Annotated in this window: 3 protein-coding genes; all 3 read right to left on the minus strand. The window is 66.1% G+C overall.

From position 1 onward, the window contains the following. Nucleotides 1-33 precede the first annotated feature (33 nt). Nucleotides 34-672: a plasmid pRiA4b ORF-3 family protein gene (locus HT136_RS25935; RefSeq protein WP_039396108.1), complete on the minus strand. Its 639-nt coding sequence runs from the start codon at nt 670-672 to the stop codon at nt 34-36. Beyond that, nucleotides 669-2,318, minus strand: coding sequence for an IS66 family transposase (tnpC, locus tag HT136_RS25940; RefSeq protein WP_039396390.1), 1,650 nt, complete (start codon nt 2,316-2,318; stop codon nt 669-671). Before tnpC ends, HT136_RS25935 begins: the two co-directional genes overlap by 4 nt. 73 nt (nt 2,319-2,391) lie before the next feature. Then, nucleotides 2,392-2,733: an IS66 family insertion sequence element accessory protein TnpB gene (gene tnpB, locus HT136_RS25945; RefSeq protein ID WP_079731921.1), complete on the minus strand. Its 342-nt coding sequence runs from the start codon at nt 2,731-2,733 to the stop codon at nt 2,392-2,394. Between the last annotated feature and the right edge of the window lie 23 nt (nt 2,734-2,756).

The following is a 2,756-nucleotide window of genomic DNA, read 5'->3' on the forward strand; positions in this document are numbered from 1 at the left end:
GTACCCATCCGGTGAAGGCCGCAGTGGCCGTGGCTAGGTCGCCTTTGGTTTGATGATGCGCTTTGCTGCGGCGTTGCGTCTGACAGCGATACGAGCGAGCCCCGCTTCGATCGGCAAGATGTCGAGTTCGTCCGGGTCGTAGCCGTCGAGCCAGTCGTTGATTTCGATATGCTGCTCGTGCGTGGGATCAGACCTGATCTCCAGCATCTCGTAGAAGCCGGAGATCCCGCCGCAATCCTCGGGTGGACACTCGCGCTCGCCGCCGATGAAGCGGGGATAGGCGAGAGCCGGATCTCCCTGCCGAACGTCGCTCAAGGTGAGCGTGTGCTGCCAGTCGTCACCAAAGTCGTAGGAATACGCGATCGTGGTCGCGCCGGGAGCGAGTACGTCGCGCAGGCGGATGCGCGCGGCAATCTTGCGCGGAGCGGTTCCCCAGTCGTCTTCCATCGGCAGGCCATAAGTCTGGTCGTCAATGCGCATCTCCCAGAGATGGTAATCGAACCATCCCATCGCGGCCTGCACGATGTCGTGCAGGACCTTGAGAGTGACCGAGGTCGGCACTTCGACCAGGCGCCAGATTGGCGGATCGCTGTCCTCAAGCTCGATGCGCAGCCTTGCGATCTGCAGGAAACTGTCGGTGGCTGTGGGCCTGTCTGTCGATCGGGCGGTCATGCCACCTGCGATAGCACTCCGGGCCGGACTTGCCAGTTCCAGGGGAGCAGTTCGTCGATCCGGTTGACGGGATGCTCGGCAATGCGCGCGAGGACATCGGCCAGCCAGGCCTGCGGATCGACATCGTTGAGCCGGGCGGTCTGGATCAGCGTATAGAGCACGGCGGCGCGCTGTCCGCCGCGATCGGAGCCGCAGAACAGCCATGCCTTGCGCCCGAGGGGCACGCAGCGCAGCGCCCGCTCGGCTGCGTTGTTCGTGAGGCAGATCCGGCCATCTTCGAGGAAGCGGGTGAAGGCCCCCCAGCGTCGGAGCATGTAGTTGATGGCCTTGGCCAGATCGTGGCTGCGCGAGAGCTTCGCGAGCTGGGCGGTGAGCCAGGCGTGCAGATCCGCCATCTGCGGTGCGCTGAGGTCCTGCCGGACGGCGAGGCGCTCTTCGGTGGCCTTGCCGCTGATGCCACGCTCGATCTCGAACAGGGCATCGAGGCGCTGCACAGCTTCCAACGCGATCGGATAGATCATGCCGGTACGCTCGCCGCGGCTCTTCCTGCGTGCGGCGGCCTCGACGTCGGCGAGTTCGAAGAACTTGCGCCGTGCATGCGCAAAGCAACCCGCCTCGGTCACGGGTGCGGGCTGACGGCCGGGCGCGTAGAGCTCGTTGTAGCCGCCATAGGCATCAGCCTGCAGAATCCCGGCCCAGGACGCCAGATGCGCCCGAGGATGCTCGCCGCGCCGGTCGCGGGAATAGTGGAACAGGGCTGCGGGCGGATCGCTGCCGGCAAAGGACCGGTCATCGCGGACGTAAACCCACAGGCGCGCGGTATCGGTCTTGCCCTTGGCCAGGACCGGCACGGTTGTATCGTCGCCATGCAGCCGCCGGGCCGCAAGCACGTGCGCCTCGATCCGTCGATAGAGCGGCATCAGGGCGAAGGCCGCCGCGCCCACCTGGTCGGCCAGCGTCGAGGTGCTGAGCGCCACGCCTTCGCGCGCGAAGCGCTCGGCCTGGCGGTTGAGGGGCTGATGCTGGCCATACTTCTCGAACAGCAGCATGGCGAGGAAACTGGGGCCGGCCCATCCGCGCGGCACGACATGGAACGGCGCTGGAGGCTGCGTGATCGCCTCGCAATCCCGGCACGAGAACTTCTCGCGTACCGTTTGGATCACCTTCCACTGGCGCGGGATCACTTCGAGCGTCTCGGTCACGTCTTCGCCCAGCTTCGACAGGCGCACGCCGCCGCAGGACCGGCATGAACACGGTGCGGGAATGACAACGCGCTCGCGCGGGAGGTGTGCGGGGAGCGGCTTACGGCTCGGCCGCTTGCGCGCGAAGGCGGCAACGTCGGCTGTCCTGGCGGCGGCAACTTCGGCGGCTAGGTCATCCTCGCAGGCATCGGCCTCGAGGTCTTCCAACTGAAGCTCAAGCTGGTCGAGAAGTCGACGGCTGCGCTCGGCACTGGCGCCATATTGCTCGCGGCGCAGCTTGGCGATCTGCAGCTTGAGGTGGGCGATCATCGCCTCGGTCGCGCTCTCGCGGGCCCTGGCATTGGCGAGGCGCGCCTCGGCCTCGTCGGCGCGTTCAAGCGCGGCGGACAGCAGCGCCTTGAGCGCTTCGACGTCGTCCGGAAGGGGCGATGCGGCCGTGTCCATGACGAGCATGGAATCACAGATCGGCGCAGCATTGAAGCCGAAAATGCGCCGGAAGGCGAAGAAAGTGGCTGGTCTATCCGGCGCTCTGCGGGCGCCAGGAATACTGCGGGTTACGCCAGTCGATCCCTTCCAGCAGGCAGGACAATTGCGCGTTGGTCAGCGAGACGATCCCGTCCTTCGCCGAGGGCCACACGAAGCGTCCCTTCTCGAGCCGCTTGGAATAGAGCGACATGCCTATCCCGTCGTGCCAGATGATCTTGATCAGCGATCCCGTCCGTCCGCGAAACACGAACAGGTCGCCCCCATGCGGATCGCGCTTCAGGCCCTGCTGGACCTGCAAGGCCAGCCCTTGCATCCCTTTGCGCATGTCCGTGTGCCCCATGGCGATCCACACCCGCGCGCCCGCTGGGATCACCGCAGCGCCTTCAAGGTCGCGGT

This window comes from Novosphingobium profundi, from assembly GCF_018491765.1.
Taxonomy (GTDB): Bacteria; Pseudomonadota; Alphaproteobacteria; order Sphingomonadales; family Sphingomonadaceae; genus Novosphingobium; species Novosphingobium profundi.

Coding starts and splice junctions, on each gene's coding strand:
- HT136_RS25935 (WP_039396108.1), bottom strand. CDS start 672: ATGACCGCCCGATCGACAGACAGGCCCACAGCCACCGACAGTTTCCTG.
- tnpC (WP_039396390.1), bottom strand. CDS start 2,318: ATGGACACGGCCGCATCGCCCCTTCCGGACGACGTCGAAGCGCTCAAG.